This is a genomic window from Lentibacillus daqui (genome assembly GCF_027186265.1).
In the GTDB taxonomy this organism is placed as follows: domain Bacteria; phylum Bacillota; class Bacilli; order Bacillales; family Amphibacillaceae; genus Lentibacillus_C; species Lentibacillus_C daqui.
The window spans coordinates 927,029-947,106 of sequence record NZ_CP114176.1 but is presented as its reverse complement, the minus strand read 5'-3'; the positions used below and the strand labels follow the sequence as shown (position 1 = coordinate 947,106).

General features: G+C 40.0%; 17 protein-coding genes and 1 pseudogene. 2 read left to right on the top strand and 16 right to left on the bottom strand.

Annotation, left to right across the window (positions count from 1 at the left end):
* Positions 1 to 77: 77 nt before the first annotated feature.
* The 9 genes from O2S85_RS04945 to O2S85_RS04905 all read right to left on the bottom strand — a co-directional run bounded on the left by O2S85_RS04945 (position 78) and on the right by O2S85_RS04905 (position 10,178).
* Positions 78 to 1,265, bottom strand: a complete 1,188-nt coding sequence (locus tag O2S85_RS04945) for a CaiB/BaiF CoA transferase family protein (protein WP_269411593.1) — start codon at positions 1,263 to 1,265, stop codon at positions 78 to 80.
* Positions 1,266 to 1,406: 141 nt separating this feature from the next.
* A complete protein-coding gene (locus O2S85_RS04940; protein WP_269411592.1) occupies positions 1,407 to 2,609 on the bottom strand; it encodes an acyl-CoA dehydrogenase family protein in 1,203 nt (400 codons plus the stop codon).
* Positions 2,610 to 2,641: 32 nt separating this feature from the next.
* A complete protein-coding gene (locus O2S85_RS04935; protein ID WP_269411591.1) occupies positions 2,642 to 3,934 on the bottom strand; it encodes a TRAP transporter large permease in 1,293 nt (430 codons plus the stop codon).
* Positions 3,931 to 4,464: a TRAP transporter small permease gene (locus O2S85_RS04930; RefSeq protein WP_269411590.1), complete on the bottom strand. Its 534-nt coding sequence runs from the start codon at positions 4,462 to 4,464 to the stop codon at positions 3,931 to 3,933. The genes O2S85_RS04935 and O2S85_RS04930 overlap by 4 nt, the downstream gene beginning before the upstream one ends.
* 35 nt (positions 4,465 to 4,499) lie before the next feature.
* Entirely contained in the window at positions 4,500 to 5,549 is a 1,050-nt protein-coding gene (locus tag O2S85_RS04925; RefSeq protein ID WP_269411589.1) for a TRAP transporter substrate-binding protein, read from the bottom strand.
* A gap of 465 nt (positions 5,550 to 6,014) precedes the next feature.
* Positions 6,015 to 6,686 (bottom strand): ribose-5-phosphate isomerase RpiA, encoded by a 672-nt coding sequence (gene rpiA / locus O2S85_RS04920; protein WP_269412476.1) that lies wholly within the window; start codon positions 6,684 to 6,686, stop codon positions 6,015 to 6,017.
* Between the two features lie 16 nt (positions 6,687 to 6,702).
* The gene (locus O2S85_RS04915) at positions 6,703 to 7,611 is read right to left on the bottom strand and encodes a nucleoside hydrolase (RefSeq protein ID WP_269411588.1); all 909 of its coding nucleotides are present in this window, start codon (positions 7,609 to 7,611) and stop codon (positions 6,703 to 6,705) included.
* A 365-nt stretch (positions 7,612 to 7,976) separates the two neighbouring features.
* The gene (locus O2S85_RS04910; protein ID WP_269411587.1) at positions 7,977 to 9,635 is read right to left on the bottom strand and encodes a class I adenylate-forming enzyme family protein; all 1,659 of its coding nucleotides are present in this window, start codon (positions 9,633 to 9,635) and stop codon (positions 7,977 to 7,979) included.
* Positions 9,636 to 9,737: 102 nt separating this feature from the next.
* Positions 9,738 to 10,178, bottom strand: a complete 441-nt coding sequence (locus tag O2S85_RS04905) for an acyl-CoA thioesterase (protein WP_269411586.1) — start codon at positions 10,176 to 10,178, stop codon at positions 9,738 to 9,740.
* 290 nt (positions 10,179 to 10,468) lie between these two features.
* On the opposite strand from O2S85_RS04905, the gene O2S85_RS04900 reads away from it, so the two are divergent.
* The gene (locus O2S85_RS04900) at positions 10,469 to 11,650 is read left to right on the top strand and encodes an IS256 family transposase (RefSeq protein WP_269410047.1); all 1,182 of its coding nucleotides are present in this window, start codon (positions 10,469 to 10,471) and stop codon (positions 11,648 to 11,650) included.
* Positions 11,651 to 11,946: 296 nt separating this feature from the next.
* Here O2S85_RS04900 and O2S85_RS04895 read toward each other — a convergent pair whose 3' ends face one another.
* The 3 genes from O2S85_RS04895 to O2S85_RS04885 all read right to left on the bottom strand — a co-directional run bounded on the left by O2S85_RS04895 (position 11,947) and on the right by O2S85_RS04885 (position 13,957).
* Positions 11,947 to 12,318, bottom strand: coding sequence for a hypothetical protein (locus O2S85_RS04895; protein ID WP_269411585.1), 372 nt, complete (start codon positions 12,316 to 12,318; stop codon positions 11,947 to 11,949).
* Positions 12,319 to 12,331: 13 nt separating this feature from the next.
* Entirely contained in the window at positions 12,332 to 12,847 is a 516-nt protein-coding gene (locus O2S85_RS04890; RefSeq protein ID WP_269411584.1) for an acyl-CoA thioesterase, read from the bottom strand.
* Positions 12,848 to 13,069: 222 nt separating this feature from the next.
* Positions 13,070 to 13,957: a LysR family transcriptional regulator gene (locus tag O2S85_RS04885; protein WP_269411583.1), complete on the bottom strand. Its 888-nt coding sequence runs from the start codon at positions 13,955 to 13,957 to the stop codon at positions 13,070 to 13,072.
* A 279-nt stretch (positions 13,958 to 14,236) separates the two neighbouring features.
* Between O2S85_RS04885 and O2S85_RS04880 the strand changes: the two are divergent.
* Positions 14,237 to 14,832: pseudogene (locus tag O2S85_RS04880) on the top strand (DNA-3-methyladenine glycosylase).
* A gap of 135 nt (positions 14,833 to 14,967) precedes the next feature.
* Here the strand turns inward: O2S85_RS04880 and hutH are convergent.
* From hutH to hutI, 4 genes are all read right to left on the bottom strand, one after another.
* The gene (gene hutH / locus O2S85_RS04875) at positions 14,968 to 16,512 is read right to left on the bottom strand and encodes a histidine ammonia-lyase (protein WP_269411582.1); all 1,545 of its coding nucleotides are present in this window, start codon (positions 16,510 to 16,512) and stop codon (positions 14,968 to 14,970) included.
* 131 nt (positions 16,513 to 16,643) lie between these two features.
* Complete coding sequence (hutP, locus tag O2S85_RS04870; RefSeq protein WP_269411581.1) at positions 16,644 to 17,078, bottom strand: histidine utilization transcription antiterminator HutP; 435 nt, start codon at positions 17,076 to 17,078, stop codon at positions 16,644 to 16,646.
* Between the two features lie 209 nt (positions 17,079 to 17,287).
* On the bottom strand, positions 17,288 to 18,718 hold the full coding sequence (gene nhaC, locus O2S85_RS04865) for a Na+/H+ antiporter NhaC (protein ID WP_269411580.1): 1,431 nt from the start codon (positions 18,716 to 18,718) through the stop codon (positions 17,288 to 17,290).
* Between the two features lie 79 nt (positions 18,719 to 18,797).
* Complete coding sequence (gene hutI / locus O2S85_RS04860) at positions 18,798 to 20,078, bottom strand: imidazolonepropionase (RefSeq protein ID WP_269411579.1); 1,281 nt, start codon at positions 20,076 to 20,078, stop codon at positions 18,798 to 18,800.

The window sequence follows — 20,078 nt, the reverse complement described above, 5'->3', positions numbered from 1 at the left end:
ATTATGGGCTAGAAAAAAGGAACTTTCAACCAAATAGTCGTAGTGAACTGACCTGCATCTACTGGCCTCCTTTACCCCTAAATAGCCCCTTCTTCTTTTAATTGATCTATATCTTCTTTGGAAAGACTCATCTCTTGCTGCAAAAATAGTTCAGTGTGTTCTCCCAAAAGTGGGGGATGTTTTTTAATCGAAATTGGCGTTTTAGAAAAAATGACTGGATTTCGCACTAATTTCACCTTACCCAAAGTAGGGTGTGGTATTTCTTCAACCATTTTTCTTGATTGAACTTGCGGATGTTCAAACACCTCTTTTACATTATTGACCGGACCCGAAGGCACTCCTTTTTCCGAAAGTAGTGTAAACCATTCATTTGCATCTTTCCAAACCATTATTTTTTGTATCTTGTCTGTTAATTCTTCCCGATTTTGAATGCGTTTGGCATTTGTTTTAAATTTAGCCTCTTTACTCCATGAAGGCATGCCAAGTATTTCGGAAAACTTCTGAAACTGCCGATCATTCCCGCAGGCCACCATGAGAGGTTTATCCTTGCATTGAAATACCTGATAGGGAACAATATTGTTATGATTGTTCCCTACTCTTTTGGAAACATTCCCCTTCATTAAATAACTACTCGCGACATTTGCTAGAGAGCTAACTTGCACATCCAATAAAGAAATGTCAATCTGTTGACCTTCACCGGTTAAATCTCTAATCCTTATTGCTGAAAGAATACTAATTACTGTATATAATGAGCTCATAATGTCTACTACTGGCAGCCCGACACGTGTTGCTTCTCCATCTGGTTGACCAGTTACATCCATTAAACCGCCAACCGCCTGCAAAACCGGGTCAAAACCAGGTTCTTTAGCAAAAGGACCTGTTTGACCGTATCCAGTGACTGAGCACATAATTATTTTTGGATTGACCTTTTCCAAAGCAGAATACGCTAATCCTAAACGCTCCATCGTACCTGTTTTAAAATTTTCTATTACCACATCAGCATTTTTGACAAGATCTAAAAAAAGTTTTTTTCCCGACGCCTTTTTTAAATTCAATGTAATCGCTCGCTTATTACGGTTTGCCGATAGATAGTATGTACTTTCATTATCAACAAAAGGCCACCAATCACGAATACTATCGGTACCTCCTGGCGCTTCCACGCGAATCACATCGGCTCCTAGATCACCCAGTATCATCGATCCAGCCGGTCCCGCAAAAACCCTCGACAAATCAAGAACCCTTATATCCTCCAACGCTTGCTTCATTGTAAATTCCTCCTTATCTGATTGGGACAGCATATATCTAATGGAATAGTTCAGTTCGACGTTGTCTCTCCCCCTGTCCCACCACACACTCCATGTAAACGTTTTGGCAACAAAGGAAACATTTCTTGTCCACGTCCGACTCTATTGCAAATCACTCGCTAAATGAAACCGCCGTGGAATTTTATGCCGATTTGCATCCTTAATTCCCAATGCATCTTCCGCGATGAGGATTCGTTGAACATTTGGTGCACCTTCGCCCATGTGCAACATATTCGCATAGTTCATATACTTCATGATCGGATACTCGTCAGTCAAGGCATAACCACCAAAAATTTCATAGGCAGCACGAGTTGCTCGTGTTGTAATCTCGGAAGCAAAATATTTGGAATGTGCACTTTCTCGGGTTGCTGATTCACCTTTATCTTTTAAATAAGCACTTTTGTAAACTAGCATGCGAGCCGCTTCGACTTCGACTACCATATCGGCGATCAAGTGCTGAATCATTTGATAGTTTCCGATGGCATTACCCTTAAGTACGCGGGTATTTGCATAATCAATCGACAATTCCAAACACCCTTGCGCAATTCCCAATAGCCTGGCAGGGACTGTTAATCTTCCATAATCCAGTGCATTCATCGCAATTTTAAACCCTTCACCCTCTTTACCAAGCAGATTTTCTTCTGGGATTCGATGATCCTCTAAAAACACTTCACAGCTGCGCATCATATAACCTAAACCGCTCATCTCAATTGGGGTAGCCGAAAACCCTGGGCGGTCGGTTTCAATGATGAATGCGGAAATGCCTCGATGACCTGCATCAGGATTCGTTTTTGCAAATAACACCCCATAATCCGCTTCATTTGCAAATGTAATAAACACCTTTGAACCATTAATCACATATTCGTTACCATCTTTTACAGCAACGGTTTTCATAGAACCTGCTGCATCCGACCCACCACCGGGCTCAGTGAGTGCGAACATACCGATTTTCTCTGCGGCTATCAAACTTGGCACATATTTTTGAATCTGCTCATCTGATCCCCAATTTAAAATAGTAAACGGACAGGTCATGGATTGCATATTGAATGCATATCCAAGCGCTGGGTGAGCCTTAGAAATTTCCTCGCAAATAATCGCTAAATTAACAAAACCCATTTCTGACCCGCCCACTTTTTCAGGAAAACAGGATCCAAAATAACCTTGCTCCCCCATCTTCCGTAAAATTTCTTTTGGAAACCGATGATTTTGTTCAAATTCTCCAATAACAGGTTTGATTTCCCTTTCAGCAAAAACTTTGACTGAATTTTTGATAGCCAAGTTTTCTTCTGTTAGATTAAATTCCATATGTAACCTCTCCTCTTATTAAAATAAAATATTTATTGATCCATCGTAGCCGGTAACCAGGTTGCAATAGATGGAACTAGCATCAGTATAATTAAAATAATTAAATCAGTTACAACAAACCAAAACACACCTTTAAACGTTTCTGTTGTTTTCACCCCTGCTGCACCTGAAGCAACAAATACGTTCATTCCTACAGGCGGTGTTACCAAGCCAATTTCCGCTGCTTTGGTAATTATAATGCCAAACCATATTGGGTTAAACCCGAGTGCTGTAATAATTGGGAACGTTATCGGTACCATTAAAATCAAGATTGCCATTTGATCAAGAAAAAACCCTAATATCAAGTAAACGAGAACAATAATGGCTACGATGAAGTATTTGGAAACCTGTAACCCTTCTACATACGTTACTAAGTTTTGGGTAACTCCGGTAATCGTTAAAAAATAGCCAAATATCATGGCACCGATTACAATTGTCAATATCATTGTTGTTGATTTTATCGTTTCTATTAATACCTTATTACACAATGTAATCGAAAACCTTCGCATCGCAATAGCAATCAAAAAGACAACAAAAGCTCCGACAGCACCTGCTTCGGTTGGGGTTACAATCCCTGTATAAATAGTCCCAATTACAATGGTAATTAATAGTAAAACGGGCCACGTGTTTTTTAAAGATTTAAAACGGGCTTTAATAGGAGTTTTTTCGTATATATTTGGTGCCACATTTGGTTTGAACTTAACCCATATCAAAATTGTTACGATATAACCTAATGCTGTAATAATCCCTGGGATAACGCCTGCAATTAAAAGTGAAGCGACCCCAACCTCTGAGAGAATGCCATACATAATTAGTATGATACTAGGAGGAATGAGTACTGCCAGCGTACCTGAAATGCTAACTACTCCCATTGCAAAAGAAGTACTATATTTATATCGCTTCATCTCAGGATAAGCAGCCGATGCCATCGTAGCGGCAGAAGCAGTACTTGAACCACTTGTCGCCCCCATACCTGCACCAGCAAACACCGTTGCAATACCTAATCCACCCGGTAAATTTCCTAACCATTTATTGGCTGTGTAAAACAAATCCTTCGTTAAGTCACTTACAGTCATAATTGCTGCCATCAAAATAAACATGGGAATCGCACTAAGTACAAAGCTCTCTATACTATCATATGGTGCTGTCTTAATTACTCCGAAAAAAGCTTCCCAGCCACTATTAAGAATTAAACCTATTGAACCAGAAACACCTAATGCAAAAGCAATAGGCATCCCAAATATCAGAAAAATCAACAGTAGAACAATGGGAATAACGACAGTCATAAACCCTCTCCCTCCTTTATGAACTCTTCTTCTTTTTGTTTTCCAAAATGGGCTAAAATAGGTTCCATAAATTCAAGAAGTAATCGTAGTGTGAATAAAAAAGCACCGATGGGAACCCATATATAGGAAAGCCAGATCGGCCAAGGAATAAGACCAGTTCCCACAATATTTTGTATCCAGACCTCATAAGTCATCGACATTCCTTGATATCCAATAGCAAACACAAATGCAGCCTCTAATAACAGATGAATTAAATTAACAACATTGGTAACCTTTTTTGGCAACCTTTCAATTAATAAATCCAATCGGATATGACCGTCGATCTTCATCACATAACTCATACTTAAAAATACGGCTGCGATCATCAAGTATCGTTCGGTAAATTCATATGTACCAATGATCGATTGATTAAGTACATACCGGCTTGTAGCATCTACTGTAATTAATAGCATCATAATAAAGATAGATATTTGCGCGAGAAATAGGGAAAGACGTTCCAGTTTTTCAAACACATGTATTACTTTTTCCATAAATCCACCCCATTTTTTTAATTCACCATTATTAACTACTTGGTAACTTCCTTCCTTATTTCTTTGAATAACCTTACAACCTTTTTCCCAGGATAACCCCTTTCTTCCAAATCATTGGCCCAACTATTCCAGACAGATTCGATCTCCCGGTTAAGTGTGGACAAAGTCTCATCGTCAAGTTCGTACATCTCCATACCATCTTGTTCAAATTCCTTTATTAATTCTTCAACATGGTCATCTAAGTATGAAGAAAAGTGTTCAATCGTCTCTTCTCCCGCTTGATTCATCGCCTGCTGAACATCTCTCGGAAGATCTTTGTAAACCCTTTCATTAATGGAATAAGTAGCGACAAAGCTTCCCATATTTGCATTTGTAGTTGAATATTTTGCTGCTGTCTGTAATTGGTAAGGTTTGTAACTTGTTACCGCAATTGCAGCCCCGTCAATTGTTCCCCTTTCCATTGCCGTAAAAATTTCTGGAGCGGCCATTGATACCGGAGATGCCCCTAATGCATCAATTCCAATCTCCAATGGGCCAACAGGCGCTCGTAGCTTTAGTCCTTGTAAATCTTCCAGGCCCGTAATCTTCTTTTTGGCAGTTACAATTTGATAATGGGGCAATGTAACCGCAAACATTGGACGAACGCCATTTTTCAAATACTCTTCGTCCAGCAAAAATTTATTAACAAGCTTCCAATATATTTGGGAACCTTCCTTTGATGAAGGGATCGCTCCCGGAAGTGTTGCAACCTCGGACAAGGGCATTTTTTCGGTAGCGTAAGAAGTGTATGCAATATCTACGGTGCTGGAATTCGCTAATTCTAATAAACTAGTTGCCTTCCCAAGCTGTTCCGAGGGAAAATATTGAAACTTTATTTGCCCATTAGTAAGCTCTTCCACACGATCCATCCAGTACACAATTCCCTCTTGAGAAATAAAATTTGTAGGTGGCACTGAGTCGGCAACCTTTAACGTAATAACGTTATCTTGATCTGCTTTCGCCACACTTTGGTCAACGTTATTACAACTTCCCATGAAACAAATTAAACCAAGTAAACCTGCATAGATAAAAATTTTCCGTATCACTACCGTCCCCCCTGTAAAAAATGAAATTCTAAACAATCGTTCCCCGCTTTTTCAATTAGCCTCCGTCGGCAAACGCTTACATATATGTCATCTAAGCGTATGCTATTCCGTTAAATTGAATATAACATATTTCCGATAATTACGTCAATACAAATTAATGTCAATTTTCCATAACTGGTTAGTCCAATAATTAGAATAATTTAATAGATTTCAAGCATCACGTCATTGCTTTTTCGGCAAGAAATATGTAATATATCAAATGAAGACGTTCGATTCTTCTGTTCACCCACGAGAACTGCAATTAGTATCAATAAAGAAGAGCATACTTAAACGGGCATGCTCTTCTTCGGCAAATCAGCTATAATGCTATTTATATACAATATTATGGTCATGTCGTGCCGTGTTCGTAATGGTTAATATATCGTGACTTAATTACTTCAGATTTTCAAAAAATCCCCTTGCACATTAACTTATTTTAATCCCCTTTTCGGTCGCTGTAATTACTTGATCAGCCATGTTAATGAATAGTCCAGTTTCCACCACGCCAGTCAGTGCTTTTAATTGATTATGTAGTTGCCCCGGCCGGTCGATTTCATTAAAAGCACAATCCAAAATATAATTGCCATTGTCAGAAACAAATATATCATTACCCAATTTACGTAATTGTGGTTTTCCACCAAGATTAGCTATTTCTTTGGCTACCATTTCCCAGCCAAAAGGGACGACTTCAATTGGTAAGGGAAACTTTCCGAGACGTGTGACTTGTTTGGATTCGTCTACAATAATGAGTAGCTGTTTCGCCCTGGCATCAACAATTTTCTCCCGTAAAAGTGAACCGCCCCCGCCTTTTATCAGATTAAGATTTTCATCCACTTCATCGGCACCGTCAATGGCTAAATCAATCCGGTCGATTTCGGCAAAACTTGTCAACGGAATCCCATATGCTTTCGCCAATTTTTCGGTTTTTGTTGATGTTGGTATTCCTTTCATTGTTAACCCCTCTTGCACACGCTCACCAAGCTTTTTCAACATCCAATTAACCGTAGATCCGGAGCCCAGACCAACTGTCATTCCGTCTTTAATGTACGTCACGGCTTTTTCTCCAACGTGCATTTTATGAAGATCGGTCTGATTCATAGTCACATGTCTCCTCCTAACCGTTTTTATGGTCAAACATGGACACAAATGCATGCCGAAACGCTTCCACATCCGCATCCACACATACTTGCACATTCCCGTCATCTGTGAAATTGGTTACCGTGCATCCAGCGGCAGGCCCATCTGTTGCGACATCAATTGATGCGCGTCTTACTCGGAAAAGTTCAGGTCGGGTTAAATAAATAATCGTACATAAATCATGAATAGCTATTGCCTTATCAGAATAGGTATTTTTATAGAATTGAAGCATATCGTAAACCATCTCACCAATTTTGCCCTGTTCTTTCACTTTCTTAACATCCTCATATGATACACTGGTTAACTGGGTCACATCAAGTCCACACATAACAATATTCATATCTGATTCAAAAACAATCTTTGCAGCATGTGGATCAGCAAATATATTAAATTCGGCGACAGGGGTTGCATTCCCTCCTACTGCTGCACCACCCATTAAAACGATTTGTTCAATGTTCTCAAGTGCCTCTGGGAACGTTTTGAATAGGAGAGCAATGTTGGTCAGCGGTCCAATTGGCACCAGTGTTACCGAATCAGCCGAGTGCATAATATAATTTCTTAACTCGACGACCGCATTCTCCTCAGAAAGTAGCGAGGTATTCGGCTCAGCTGTAAATTGGTATTCACCGATACCACTCGTTCCATGAACATGGGAAGCTGTTTCCTGCTTGCGTAAAAGCGGCCCGGCAGAACCTTTGGCAATTGGGACATTTTTCTCCAAAAAAGTAAGCAAGTCAACAGCATTTTTTGTCGTATTTTCAATTCCTACATTTCCGCCAACAGTAGTTATTAATTTCACGTCCAATTCATCGGAAAACGTAGCGGCTGTAATTGCTACCACGTCATCAATGCCCGGATCCGTATCAATAATAATTGGTTTCATCATGATCATCTCCTTGTTTTATGTAAATTGTTTCATAAACTTTACGATCCCATTATAAACAAAATAAAACAAAACCCCAATTTTCATGATTTTATTTTGGAAACTTCTATAATAAAAAACGGGACAAGATGCCTGCCTGGGATTACACTCATTTGGTTCAATACATAATGTCCTTCTATGGTTAGTAATACTACGCATACATCGTGTTTCTTTCCCGACTTGGCTTCTTGAATCTCTCCCGACCTCGGGGCATTCTCTCACGACTTCGCGTGCCTCCCTCCCGATCTCAAAGCGTTCCCTCCCGGGTAAATCGATAAAAAAGCTGCAAATCCCGAAATGGGACTCGCAGCTTTTCATTACCTTATCCTCTATTTTTCAAAAAGTCCTGCTTCCTGATCTTCCACTGCCATCTTTCGCACCTCAAAATGTTTCTTCTTCCCTGTTGCGGTGTATGGCAAATCATCAATAAACCGGTAATAACGCGGCTTTTTATAATCAGCCAACATCGGGTGCTCTGCACAGTACCGGTTTAGTTCTTCAGTAGTTAGTGACGGATCTGCCTTAATAATGTAAGCTACGGTTGACTCACCCCTTAATTCATCAGGAACGCTTACGAGCACAGATTCTTGCACTTTTGGATGTTCATTGAGAATCTCTTCTACCTGTACCGGATGAATATTCTCGCCTGAGGAGACGATCATATCATTTTTGCGGCCAACGATAGTAACAAACTCATTTTCATCCCATGTTGCCAAATCGCCTATATAAATCCAGCCTTTATGAAATACCCGCCTGCTTTCTTCCTCTTTATTAACATAGGCATACGCAGTTTTTCCGGGCGCACGAACAATAACCTCTCCAACCTCCTGATTATCTCTGGCTACTACATCATCCGGATCAGCTTTTCGATCAGGATAAATTTTTACCACGGCAACATCATCATCGGTACAGGCTCGTCCCGCTGAACCGGCCATCTCCGGCAAATCATATGGACGAAGGAACGTATTCCAGAATGCCTCTGTAGTTCCATAGCCATTATAAATATTTGGGGTAAGTGTCTCCTGATAGTTGATGCACTCTTCTCTTCCCAGCGGCGCCCCCATTGTAACAATTCCCTTCAATTTTGATAAATCGACCGGATGTTTCTTCTGTTGTTCATACAGCATTTTCAACATCGGTGGTGCACCAATCAAAAAGGTTAATCCATATTTTTCGACGTACTTTAAACAAGTTTTTGGATGAAAATTGCGCAGTATGACAATTTCTCCGCCAACATAGAGTGTGGGATTTGGACCGCCTGAATGGAGCCCGCCACGATGGAACCACGGACTCATATTCATCGTTTTATCTGTAGGAGTTAGTGGAAAATGCATGGCCACATCATGTGCAGAGAGAATATCATTAATGTTATTTAAGGGAACCCCTTTTGGCATTCCTGTTGTTCCCGAGGTATAAAGACGTGTATTTTCATCATAAATATGCATTGGATGTGTAATGTCCGGGTCTTCAACTGATTGGTTTTGCACATAATCTTCAAACGTGACCTGGCCTTCTGGTGCTTTTTCTTCGCCTGTCATGTCAACCATCACTACCCGGCTTGGCTGGTGATTTGCCATAGCCAGTGCCTGTTCCGCCGTTTCTTTTATTTCTGCATCATAAATAAAAACAACAGGTTTACTGTCATCAATAATATAGGCTGTTTCCCCAGGTGATAGCCGGAAATTGATTGGACTATTGATGGCGCCAATCTTCTGCGGTGCCAGAAAACTAAAAACAAATTCTGCCGAGTTCAGCAGCTGATACATCACAACATCACTTTTACCAACACCATCTTCCAACAAGGCATGGGCTAGCCGATTCACATCCTGATTCAATTCCGCATAGGTCCATGTACGGTCCGTTGACGTACATGTCATGGCAGGTTTATGCGCAAACCGGTGCACATTTCGTAAAAATCCATTCAGATAAGTAAATTCATACTCAAATGTTTCTTTAAACATTTGAACATCATACGTATACTGCTCCATGTTTCCCAATCCTTCCATATTTGATATGATTTTACTTACGATTATATCCCCTAACAACAAAAGACATACCAGCTAGTGGCATCTCTTTATTGTAGGTTCTAACTATTGGTTAAATATAGGCCACTTCTCGATCAATTCATTCCAAAGCTGTGGGTGACGCCTTTTCAGGTTAAATGGCTTCCCATCATTATCGGTGTATGCATGTACGGTCTCACCAATTTCTGCAAGTTCCCCACTCTTATTGAATACTTGATATGAAATTGCCAATCTTGTCCGCGAGAAATTCGTCAATGATGCGCGAACAGTGATTGGCTCTCCAGGACGCACCATTTTTTTGTAATCACAATCCGCATGTAAACAAACAAGGGCAATCCCCTTCCCATGAAAGGTCTCCATATATGGGAATCCATATTCTGCAAAAAAATGCATGCGCGCATTTGTAAACCAGTCGAATGTTCTGGCATAATAGGAAATTCCCGCCGGATCACTATCCCCCCATGTCACTGTCATTTTCATATCCGCTTTTGGGTATGTATTGGCCACAGGATCACACTTCCTTTCCGTATTAAATTGTTTAGATGTAAAGAATCCATTTATATAATTGGTTTCTTTTTATTTAAGAAATTGTATGCCTCGTACGTTCAAAAGTCAAAAGATGGGCTTATTTGTCTCATAAATAAAGAAACCTAAACCACAAAAACGGCATATACCATGTATTAAAATGCTCTTCATATTGATGACGTAAAATAGTTTGTGTAAAATATTTGAGACGAAAAAAAGAGGTAGGGTATCCTCAAAATTGGACAACAAATAAAGAGAGGAGAAACCCTACCATGTCTCAAAGTATAACGGATCATGACTTTATAAATCAACTGGATAACCTTGTACGTGACTTTGTCAAAGAGCAGTTGGAGACCATCATGGAGGAAGAAAGAAAGCAGTTTTTCGAGGTAGAACACCCTGAATTGAAACAAGTGAAAAACGGTTATTACAAACGGTCCCTTGATACCAAACACGGTCATATTGATGATCTCGCAGTACCTCGTGATCGCCATGGTGACTTTCAGACGGAATTATTTGATCCTTACCAACGCCGTGATCAGTGGGTAGGTGAAACAGTGACGCGCATGTATCAGAAAGGCGTTAGTACGCGTGAAATTGGGGAAATGATTGAACATATGCTAGGATCTTCCTACTCCGCCACAACCGTCAGTAACATCACGGAAGCGACAGTTGAAAATATTGAGGCCTGGCAGCAACGCCCATTGAATAAACGCTACTCAGTCCTCTATTTGGACGGAACCTATTTAAAGTTGCGCCGGGATGACGTTGCCAATGAGGTCGTCTACATCGTCATTGGAGTTAATGAGAATGGCTACCGCGAAATTCTCGGATTTTATGTAGGCGGTCAGGAAAGTTCCTTGGGCTGGAAAGAGATTTTGATAGATCTTTACGAGCGCGGGGCTGAAGAAGTGTTGCTTGGTGTGTTTGACGGTCTTCCCGGGTTGGAAACAGCTATGAAAGAGGTGTACCCAAAAGCCGATGTCCAGCGATGCGTTGTTCATAAAATCCGCAATGCGTTAAATGCCGTGCGTAAAAAGGATCAGACAGCCATAGCAGAAGACTTAAAACCTATTTATCAGGCAAGTACCAAAGAAGAAGCCAGAAAGCAATTTAACGCATTTAAGCAGGTTTGGCAATCGAAGCATCCTAAAGTCGTGAAATCATGGGAAGAAGATCTAGAAGTGCTTCTGACTTTCCTGGATTACCCATCGTCTATCCAGCGCGTGATATACACGTCGAACATCATCGAGCGGACGATGAAGGAAATCAAGAAGCGCACAAAAACCATGAACAGTTTACCAAGCGAAAGGGCGACAGAAAAAGTAGTGTACCTTCAAGTAACCGACTATAACCAAAGATGGGGAGAACGAAAATTAAGGGGATTCGCAAGCGCTTATCAGCAGCTACAGGACATGTTTGAAAAACGATACGGGAAACCAAATAATATCTGATTTAATTTTCTGACACCTACCCTGGGTACCCAGGGTAGGTGTCAGAAAACAAATCCCAATTCCGAGGATACTCTATTAATTTACACAAACTTATTGACAGTACCCAAACGACCATCTTTTGATATAGATGGTCGTTTATGTTAAAAGGTAAAATAATAAAGTTTGTATACCATGTACTTGTTAAATGAAGGTTGATAGAGCATGTTAAATTAGGAAGTAATGCTCCACATGAAAGTAAAAATGGAAATAGATAACTTATTCACGCCCCTCTGCCGTCATCTTTTTCAAGTACCAATCTACCGAACTACTGTTGGACCAACTAACAATTTTGGATTTGTTCCAAGCATCAACTGACACATAACGTAATAACTTATCTGTTTATAAGAAGATAACAATTGCTTCAGATCGTGTACCATTTTATCTTGCTTTAATTTTTCAATCTCTTGTTGGTAAACTGATAAAATATATTCATCTTGTAAAACAGGCTGAAATTTATCCGGGTTTTCATCCATCAGTAGACAGCCCATATATTGGTATCCAAATTGAAGCTGACGTGTCAGATAAATCATATGCATAACTTTTTTATAAATTATCGGTTCGTTTTTTCTAAAAGCTTCAATTGATTGCTGTGCATCTAACAGTTCATGAATGCTTGAATTTACAAGCATATCTTATCTCCCCTTATAAAATTGGTTTTTCCAGGGTAAGCCTGGATAAAAGTTGTTTATTTTGCTCCCGTTTTTCTTTACGCATTTTTGCTCGTTTTTCGCCTGTTTGAAATAGAAACCTTTCTTCGTCTGTCTCCGGGATGACCTTTGGAACTTCAATCAGCCTTTTCTCATCACCCAACGCAACAAATGTCAAAAAGGCGGTTGCAGCAATTCTGCGATCGGCGGTTACCATATCTTCCGCAATCACTTTGCAAAATATCTCCATCGAACTCTTGCCTGTATAGGTAACACATGATTCGATACATACCGAATCGGATTGACGAATGGGTTCCAAAAAATTAACTGCGTCCGTCGATGCCGTAACACATTCTGGTACTCTTGCATGACGGCGTGCGGAAAGAGTTGCACAGGCGTCAAGTTTTTTCATTAATACACCGCCAAATAAGGTATGATAATTATTCAAATCATTAATCAATACTTGGTCGGTTTGAACAACACGTGTATCTTTAATTTTTTTTGGTTCCATATATCTCTCACCTTATCTTTTACGATCATTTAGACTGTTTAAAATAGGACAATAGGTTTCGTTCTTTAAAACCGGTACGTCAAATATTATATTCCGGGTTCTTCTAGCTGTAAAATGCCAGTTTGACATGGGGATGATAACAAAATATCATGGAAACGCTTTGTTTCTTAAACGAAGAAAAGGACACCAATTCTACATGGAATCCTTTCTCAGGCAAGCCAATCAGTCGTCTATCGTTAATTTCTCTTTCGCAAAACGAATAAATTCCTTATTAATCTGGGGCAAATAATTATCCCCTTTCCATATAATTGCCAGATTCCAATCAATTGTTGGATCAGTCACCGGAATGGTTTGTATTTCACTGGTCAACTCCATACTAGTAGATTCTGGCAAAAGAGTAATACCTAAACCAGAAGCAACCATATCCTCAATAAAGTCGAGTTGAGACGTTTCGGATATCACCTTTGGCTCAAAACCAGCTTCCTGGCAAGCTTCCAGTACTACGTTTCGCAATGAAAAATCTTGATTGAACAAAATAAATGTCTCATCTTTTAACTTTTCTAAGGAAATTTCCGATGCCTCCGATAATGGATGAGAAGAAGGCATCACGACATTCAAACTTTCATTAACAAAAGTGAAATAATCTATTCCATCATTTTTTGTTGGCAGTACCATCACGCCAAAATCCAACTGATCATACATAACTTTCTCTTCAATTCGTCTGGAACCGTCCTCTTCCAGTTGAAATGTAACCTCTGGATACTCATGATGAAAAGAGCCTATTAATTGGGAGAAAAAGGAGGAATTCGTAACTGTAGGCAGCCCAATCCTAATGTGACCTTTTTTCAATGTCTGCAGATTGCCAAGCTCCGTTTGCAAATCCCGGAATTGCTTCTCCATTTCCTTTGCATATTTGTATAAAACCCAACCACCATCCGTGACAATCAATTCCTTCCGTGATCGTATGAATAATGGCGTTCCGATTTCATTCTCCAATGACTTAATAATTCTGCTTAACGCCGGCTGGGTAATATACAAATTTTCCGCGGCATGCGTAAAGCTTCTTGTATGTATCACTTCCAAAAAATATTGCAGATGCTTGATTTCCATCGTACCCACCTCCATTTTATAAGACATGAACGCCACAATAGCTTATCTGAGTTTTCTCACTAGATGAAAATAGCATCAAGTATCATGCTAATGTGTCTCTCCCTTATTATTGCTATAATGTTACATACATTATCAAATCTTTTTTTAAAAAGAAAACGATAAGGGCTGTAATAAAAGGTGAAATAATAAAGTAATCAACATTCATTTAACAAGTACATGGTACACCAATTATAGAGCATGTTATATTAGGAGTGATGCACCACATGGAAGGAGTAAAAAATGGAAATAGATAATTTATTCACGCCCCTTCCTCCATCCTTCTATCAGCAACCTACCCTTAAACTGGCAAAAGCATTGCTTGGATGTCTGCTTGTTCATGAAACAGAAGATGGAACTGCTTCAGGGGTCATTGTTGAAACTGAAGCCTATCTTGGTTCAACTGACCGGGCCGCACATAGTTATCAAAATCGCAGAACGAAGCGGACGGAAGTTATGTTTGGCAGCGCTGGGCTAGCATACACACATACGATGCATACCCATGCCTGATTAACGTGGTTAGCGGCGGAGAAGGGGTACCGGAATCTGTCCTGATCCGGGCTGTGGAGCCGTACAGTGGCATTGATCTGATGCTAAAAAGAAGACCTGTGGAAAAAATGCAAAACTTGACGAGCGGCCCGGGTAAACTGACGAAAGCATTGGGAATTAGCATGAAGGATTACGGGAGAACACTATATGAACCACCACTTTTCATCGCCAAAGGTATAGCACCATCACGGATTACCCAAGGAAAACGAATTGGAATTGGTAATGCAGGTGAAGCAAAAGATTATCCACACCGTTTCTGGATACCTGGGAATAGGTATGTTTCCAGGTGAGAGGGACAGGAAGCTTATCCTCATGTTCCGATTATCTAGGGAAAGCTTCCTATTCTCTACTTATTGAAATACATACATTCACGAATGCCTTTATTACGAAATAATGATTCGTTACCAAATTAACTTTAAATACTCTTAAGTCAGGACATAGCTTTTAACAGCGTCCCTTTTCCCTGCATTTTCATCAGTCCACTCACCCATCAACGGATTCAACTTCTTACTCAAGTTCTCTATATCCTTCGAGAATACTCTGTCCATTGTTATACTTGGAACCACTTCACGAATTTGTTCCAATTTCTTAAACAATTTAGGTGAGATATTTTTCGTTCCCCTATGTTCCACCGCTTGAAGAGCGCAAATACATTCAATTGCTAAAACACGACGTGCGTTTTGTACAATCATCGAAGCATGTCTGGATCCAATTGTCCCCATGCTTACATGATCTTCCTGATTGGCTGATGATGGAATAGAATCAACACTTGCCGGATGTGCTAACGTTTTATTTTCGGATACAAGCGATGCAGCCGCATATTGCATAATCATGGCACCTGACTGAAGCCCCGGGTGTGAACTAAGAAATGGTGGCAAATCATTTAATTGCGGATTAACTAATCGTTCAATACGTCTCTCAGATATATTTGCTAATTCAGCCACTGCGATCTTTAGGAAATCCATAGCTAAAGCAATTGGTTGGCCATGGAAATTCCCCCCTGATATAACAACTTCTCCTCCATCAAAAATAAGTGGGTTATCCGTAGCAGCATTTGCTTCGATCTCCAGTTTCTCCTTCACATAATCCAGCGCTTGCCACGATGCTCCATGTACTTGCGGAATGCAACGTAATGAATACGCATCTTGTACCCGCTTTTCTCCTTGACGGGTAGTCAGCTGGCTTCCTTGTAACCAATCCGTTAATCTGCTGGCTACAGTAATTTGTTGTGGATAACCTCTTACTTCATGAACAGCAGGATTAAACGCATCAATAATTCCTTCCAACCCCTCTATGGTCATTGCCGCAATCCATTCGCTGTCATAAGCAAGCTGCTCGGCTTCTATATAATTCACAACCCCCATGGCTACCATTGCTTGTGTACCATTTATCAGCGCCAGCCCCTCTTTCGCTTGTAACACAATTGGCTGAATGCCTTTTTCATTTAAAACAGCCGCTGCATCAACAGGTGCCCCAGATTCATTAAAGACTTTACCCTCACCAATTAAAACGAGTGTAAGGTGAGCCAGTGGAGCCAAATCACCGGAAGCCCCCAAGGAGCCTTGTTGCGGAATAACAGGATGTACCCGTTTATTAATCAACTCAGCCAAGGTTTCCACTACAACTGGACGTATACCTGAAAATCCTTTTAATAATGCATTTAAGCGCAGTACCATCATAGCTCTTGAAACAATTTCCGGAAAAGGATCACCAATACCACAGGCATGTGAATGAATTAAATTTAGTTGTAAATCTTCTACATCTTCTTGCTTAATCATCACATCACTAAATTTGCCAAAACCTGTAGTGATCCCATATACAGTCTTTTTATCAGAAACTATTTGCTCTACAGCAGATCTGCTATTGCTAACCTTATGCATACTTTCATTTGAAATAGATACATCTTCTTGATTGATAAGAATTTCCTTTAATTGCTCAATGGTTAATGTTTCACCGGTTAATTTAATCATGATGGGCTCCTCCCTCTCTATCATTACATTTTTTAAACTTTTAATAACAAAAAGGAGGTGACCATGGCATCACAAAATAAGCCATCATCACCCCCTAACAACTCGTTACTATAGGTCATGACATATAATTATTAGATATGGTTAATTCCCAAACCGAGTGCCTCATGCTCCAAACCTTTTACTGGAGCACCAATGGTTCCATAAAATGCAACTGCAATCCATTCACCCTCAATTTCGTTTGGATATGGTCTTGAGCGAACGATAGCAAAACGAAGTCCCACTGTTCGCATCATATCACCGATTGCAAGCTGTCCTCTTGTTACACCTTCCAGCGCTTCCATGATTGCATGATACAACGCATGTGTCTCGCGGTATACCTCTTCCTGAATTAAACCATTTCTTTTTACCGCTGTTTCAACAGCCGAAATAACCTTTTGCATATTCATCGATCCAACTTTTCCCAGACATATACTGATATCTTTTTCATCCAATACTAAGGGCATTGGTTCATTCTCATCCAGCATTGCCAATAATGCTGCTATTTTTCCTATAGAGGGCTTCCTCATGTAAGCGTTCTCCTTTTATAATCAGAAAACTAATAGCTAATAACTATTATATTCAAATATTATACTCCATTTGTTGTATTATGGAGAATAATCTGAACATTAGACTGAAATATAGACTTTTCTCTCTTCTAATCCAATTTTGATAAGTTCTCTTCCATCCAGCTATAAAATTGGACCAACCTACTTTCCAATTTCGTTAATCATAGTTTTCATAAACTTACATCCATACTTTCATCTTCGTTCTTTTTTTCGTTAGCTTGTTTTTTCTTATATACAATTGAAAAACCAAACAAAGAGAAAATAATGGATATAACAGGAACACAATAGTTTAATACAGCATAGGGAGCATAAGCCCATGCGCTTATACCCAAGGTACTCATAACGAATATTGCATCTGTACTCCACGGTACTAATGGTGAAGTAACTGTTCCACCGTCTTCAAGGGCCCGGGATAAATTTTTCGGATCTAACCTCTTTTCCATATATGAGCTTGCATACATTCTACCTGGAATAATGATGGATATATATTGTTCTGCTGTAATGACATTCATGAAAAAAGAAGTAACAACAGTGGTTGCGCATAAAGTTCTTGCCGTTTTAGCCACTTTCAAAATTTGTTCGACAATAGTTGATAACATACCTGTGCTCTCCATAAATCCGCCAAATATCATCGCAACCATTGCTAACGATACAGTGTACATCATGGAATCCAATCCACCTTGATTTAATAGGTTATTCACTGTCTCGTTTTGCGTTTCAATTTCATAGCCGCCTTGTAACGCATTCACTGCTTCTCCAACAGAACCACCTTGGGCAAAAATATCCACCAGAAATCCCAAAATAATACCCACCGTTAATGCAGGAAGTGCAGGTACTTTTTTAAATACTAGAAGTATCACCGCTAGTGGTATAAGTAACAGCCAAGGAGAGATCACAAAATTATCTTGCAGGCTTATCATTACACCATCAATTACGTGAGTATCAACCGCATTTCCCGCAAATTTCATTCCCATTATTACATAGACAATCAGCGCAATAATGTATGCCGGAATTGTGGTGTACAGCATATGTTTAATATGCTGCGACAAGGTTGTACCCGCAATTCCGGATGCAAGAACTGTCGTATCCGAAAGCGGTGACATTTTATCCCCAAAAAACGCACCCGAAACAATCGCCCCAACAATCATGGCTGGAGGAATACCCATACTGATACCAATTCCCATTCCCGCCACACCAATTGTTCCAATCGTCGACCATGAACTCCCAATCATTACTGTTACGACGGAACTAATAATTAGCATAGCAGGTAAAAAGAAGGATGGTGTGATGATTTTCAAACCATAATAAATCATTGTTGTCACAATTCCTCCACCAATCCAGGCACTAATGATCAGACCGACCAAAATTAAAATTACTACTGCAGGTAAAACCTTGGTAATGCCTTGATAAATGAACTTTTCCAACTCTATCCAAGAATACCCACACAACCAGGCAATGAATCCAGCAGTAATTGCCCCAAATAGGATTGGGATATGTGGATCCCCATCAAATACAATAATCACAAATGTCATTGCGATAATCATGACAAGAAAGGGGATAATAGCCAAGCCGAACGAAATTTTCTTTTCAGTTTTATCCATATATATAACCATTCCTTTCGCTTGCTGCTCCCTACTACGAGTAAATCAATCTAAACTTACTATCTATCCCCTTGTATATTTAAACTACTAACGGCTTTTTTCCATCAACCACTTCCCTACCTTCCTTAATCACCGTATCAATATGATTCATCCCATACTGATACGACAACATGTAATAATTTCCCACATCAAAAATAGCAATATCCGCTTTTTTCCCAACTTCCAAGCTACCAACTACATCCGCACGATTGATAGCGTGTGCGGCATTGATGGTTGTTGCCGTTAATACCTCTTCCGGTGTCATTCCCATTTTTAAACAGCCTAAATTCATAATAAATTGCAGCGACAAGGTTGGTGATGAGCCGGGATTGGCATCGGTAGAAAGAGCTACAGGCACCCCTTGATCAATCATTTTTCGTGCTTGGGCAAATTCGGCCATTAAAAAGAATGCCGTTCCAGGAAGTAGTACACCAATCACATCCTTTTCAGCCATTTGTTGAATGCCTTTTTCAGAGGCTTTTAGTAAATGATCGGCGGAAATCGCCCCGACTTCAGCTGCGAGTTCTGCGCCTCCATACGGTTCAATTTCATCCGCATGAATTTTTGGAATCAGTCCATATTCTTTACCGGCTTCCAAAATTCGTCTTGATTGATCCGGAGTGAAAACACCACGTTCACAAAACACATCATTGAACACAGCCAATTTTTCTTCGGCAACTTTAGGAATCATCTCCTGAATAACCCGTTCTACAAAAACTTCTGGATTATGCTTCTCTTCCAGGGGAACAGCGTGTGCACCCATAAATGTTGAAACAATATCAATCACATGATTATCATTCAATTTTTTGGCAACCTCAAGCTGTTTTCGCTCATCATCCCATGATAAGCCATAGCCACTTTTTGCCTCTACTGTAGTTACCCCATGTTCCAACATCGTGTTGAGCCTTTTTTGGGATTCATCATATAATTGATCAAAGTCAGCCGCTTTTGTCGCACGGGTTGTCGCATGAATACCCCCACCAGCATTCATAATTTCCATATACGTTTTCCCTTTCAACCGCATAGCATACTCATTCTCTCTCGTTCCTGCATGCACCAGATGAGTATGCGGATCAATTAATCCAGGGGTGACCAGCTTATTTGTTGCATCAATATGTTTGGCCTGGGCAACCTCATCTGGAAATTTTCCTCTGATCTCTTGTGTCGTGCCAACCGCTTTGATTGTGCCGTCCTGGATAAGAACGGCACCATCTTCAATAATATCAAGATCTCGCATAGCACTTTTCTTCGCTGGATTATCGGAGTGACCTTTCATCGTAATAACCTGTGCTCCATGTTTAATAAATAACGCTTGTGACAT